The organism is Blastocatellia bacterium, from assembly GCA_035275065.1.
Taxonomy (GTDB): Bacteria; Acidobacteriota; Blastocatellia; order UBA7656; family UBA7656; genus DATENM01.
Map to the genome: position 1 here is coordinate 1 of DATENM010000106.1, position 2,446 is coordinate 2,446.

3 protein-coding genes are annotated in these 2,446 nt (G+C 50.3%); all 3 read left to right on the forward strand.

Features of this window, described 5'->3' with window-relative positions; all coding sequences use genetic code 11:
* Positions 1-355 precede the first annotated feature (355 nt).
* The 3 genes from VJ464_23685 to VJ464_23695 all read left to right on the forward strand — a co-directional run bounded on the left by VJ464_23685 (position 356) and on the right by VJ464_23695 (position 1,413).
* A complete protein-coding gene (locus tag VJ464_23685; GenBank protein HKQ08148.1) occupies positions 356-562 on the forward strand; it encodes an AbrB/MazE/SpoVT family DNA-binding domain-containing protein in 207 nt (68 codons plus the stop codon).
* Positions 559-942 carry a type II toxin-antitoxin system VapC family toxin gene (locus tag VJ464_23690; protein ID HKQ08149.1) on the forward strand — a complete coding sequence of 128 codons (384 nt, stop codon included), beginning with the start codon at positions 559-561 and terminating at the stop codon, positions 940-942. The genes VJ464_23685 and VJ464_23690 overlap by 4 nt, the downstream gene beginning before the upstream one ends.
* A gap of 189 nt (positions 943-1,131) precedes the next feature.
* Positions 1,132-1,413, forward strand: coding sequence for a DUF433 domain-containing protein (locus VJ464_23695; protein HKQ08150.1), 282 nt, complete (start codon positions 1,132-1,134; stop codon positions 1,411-1,413).
* Positions 1,414-2,446: the final 1,033 nt, after the last annotated feature.

The following is a 2,446-nucleotide window of genomic DNA, read 5'->3' on the forward strand; positions in this document are numbered from 1 at the left end:
CTTGCTGCGGTGCAAAGCGAGAGGTGGCGACAACGACAATGGCCAGGGCGCCAGCGGCAGGCGAGGTGAGCAAGCGCACAAGTCACGAGACGAACAGGAGCAGAGGCAACAAAGGGCGTGCAGCGGCGCTGTTTGGAATGGCCGATGGCGAAAGGCCCGACGGTAGCGGAATGAAACGGGTAGAGGGCGACGCCCAACAAGCGCATGCACCGGAGCGCGGCGAGCGCCTTTCTTGTCATTGGTCCGATTCGTCACGCCGCGCCCGGTGATGCGTGACGTTAGGCGCAGCGACACCACTTGCTCACAATCACTAATAAGCGTAAATTGGAATTGATTTAAAGAGCAGGCAGGGATTATGGAAACTGTGACTGTTTCATCGGACTTTCAGGTTGAGATCCCCCGCGAAGTGCGCGAGTCACTAGGTATTCAACCCGGCCAACAGATACAAGTCCTACTTTATGACGACAGGATCGAGTTCATCCCCGTTAAACCTCTGAGCCAGATGCGGGGATTCCTTGAAGGTATTGATACGACCGTAGAGCGGGAAAATGACCGGGTATGAATGTTGTCGATTCTTCTGCGTGGTTAGAATACTTCGCCGATGGCCCGAATGCCGATTTCTTTGCTTCTGCGATTGAGGACGTCAGCAATCTCATCGTCCCGACGATCAGCATTTTCGAGGTATTCAAGCGTGTGTTGCAGCAACGCGGCGAGAGTGATGCGCTCCAGGCGGTCGCGTTAATGCAGCAGGGGCGGGTAGTAAACCTAGAGGTGTCGGTCGCGTTGCAAGCGGCCAAGCTCAGTAATGATCTCAAGCTGCCGCTAGCGGATAGCATAATCTTAGCGACGGCCCAAGCTCATAACGCCACGTTGTGGACGCAGGATTCAGACTTCGACAGATTGCCGGGTATACAGTACAAACCAAAGAATACAGCCCCATGAGCTACGCCTAACAATGACATGCACCGGAGCCGCCGCCGCGCGATTCAGGTGACTGCTTGTGAGGCCGCTCGGCGGCCCGGTAATGTCCGGCGTTAGATGCTTGCGCTATTCCTTGCACCCTGTTCGCATTGGCGGCCATAAAGGCGTAAAATACCAATCTGCAATAACTGCTATGATGGAGTGGGGAATATGAGCACGGCTATTGAAACCCTCTTGGTCAGTTCGGCAAATGTCTGCGGTGGGCGCTTACGCATTGAGGGCACTCGCATCACCGTAAACCAAATCGTGAGCTTGTACAAACAGGGATATACTCCCGAAGAAATTGTAGACCAATACGCTAACCTGTCTTTCGCGCAAGTGTACACCGCACTAGCTTATTTCCACGCAAACAAAGAGGAGATAGAAGCCGACTTGCAAGCTGAGAGGGAAGAAGCTCTAAGGCTTGAGGGAGAATTCACTGAAGCAGGATAAAGCTCAATGCAAATTCGTTTGTATGTAGATGAAGACGCAATGGCACGGGCAGTTGTGTCTGGGCTTCGAGCCCGCGGAGTTGATGTAACGACAGTACTCGAAGAAGGGATGTCAGAGAAAGACGACATAGACCAATTGGAGTAGGCAACGCAGCAAGGGCGAGCGATCTATACATTCAATGTCGGGCATTTCTGCCAGCTTCATCGCGAATATCTTGCGCAGCGAAAGAACCATGCGGGAATAATTGCGGTCTACCGGCAAAGGTACTCTGTCGGTGAACAGATCAAGCGGCTATCAAATCTGATAAACACAAAGTCTGCTGAAGAGATGAAAGATAATCTCTACTTCCTTTGAAAACTACATACTGACAGATTGTGGCTTGCGTAAAGAGCATCTAACAAGGCGTTGCAGCGGAGGCCGCGAAGCACAGTTCGTATGGATGCTGGTGAGACCGTGCGCGGCCCCGCTGAACGCGGGCGTTAGATGGCCTCATACTGTTTAAATTTAGTGAAAGTATATGATGAAAAGAGTATGGCTTGGTCTACGTAGATTTGTTAATGATCTCTTAGATCGTTCGGCAAAGACAAAAAAATATGGTCTTAGGATCCCTGATATTTGGCGCACTCTGATAATCATCCTTACGGGGGCGGCATCCTTTATCCATTTAATGAAGGATGTTTCCCTTTGGGGTTTGCCTGGAAGTATCTTACCCCTTGTATTACTGTTTTTCGGAGTTTTATGGTGTATTTATGTAATCGGGGCAAAGACAGAGGGAACTATAGAATCAAGCCTCCTCCATACCACCCAAGATTATGGCACTCATACTACATATACCTATGGTCAATCGTCTAGGGTTCTGGCCAAAATAGGCTTGGGGATATGCCTACTACTACACGGTCATTCAGTTCTCGTGAGAAGTAAGACGAAATACGATAAAGTCTCACCTCGTTGAAGATTGGCAAATCTATTGACGAGGTGAGACATGACAAGATCGAGTCTTGTTTTGATAGAAGTATTCTCCGCCATCCCCGAT

Coding starts and splice junctions, on each gene's coding strand:
- VJ464_23685 (HKQ08148.1), top strand. CDS start 356: ATGGAAACTGTGACTGTTTCATCGGACTTTCAGGTTGAGATCCCCCGC.
- VJ464_23695 (HKQ08150.1), top strand. CDS start 1,132: ATGAGCACGGCTATTGAAACCCTCTTGGTCAGTTCGGCAAATGTCTGC.
- VJ464_23690 (HKQ08149.1), top strand. CDS start 559: ATGAATGTTGTCGATTCTTCTGCGTGGTTAGAATACTTCGCCGATGGC.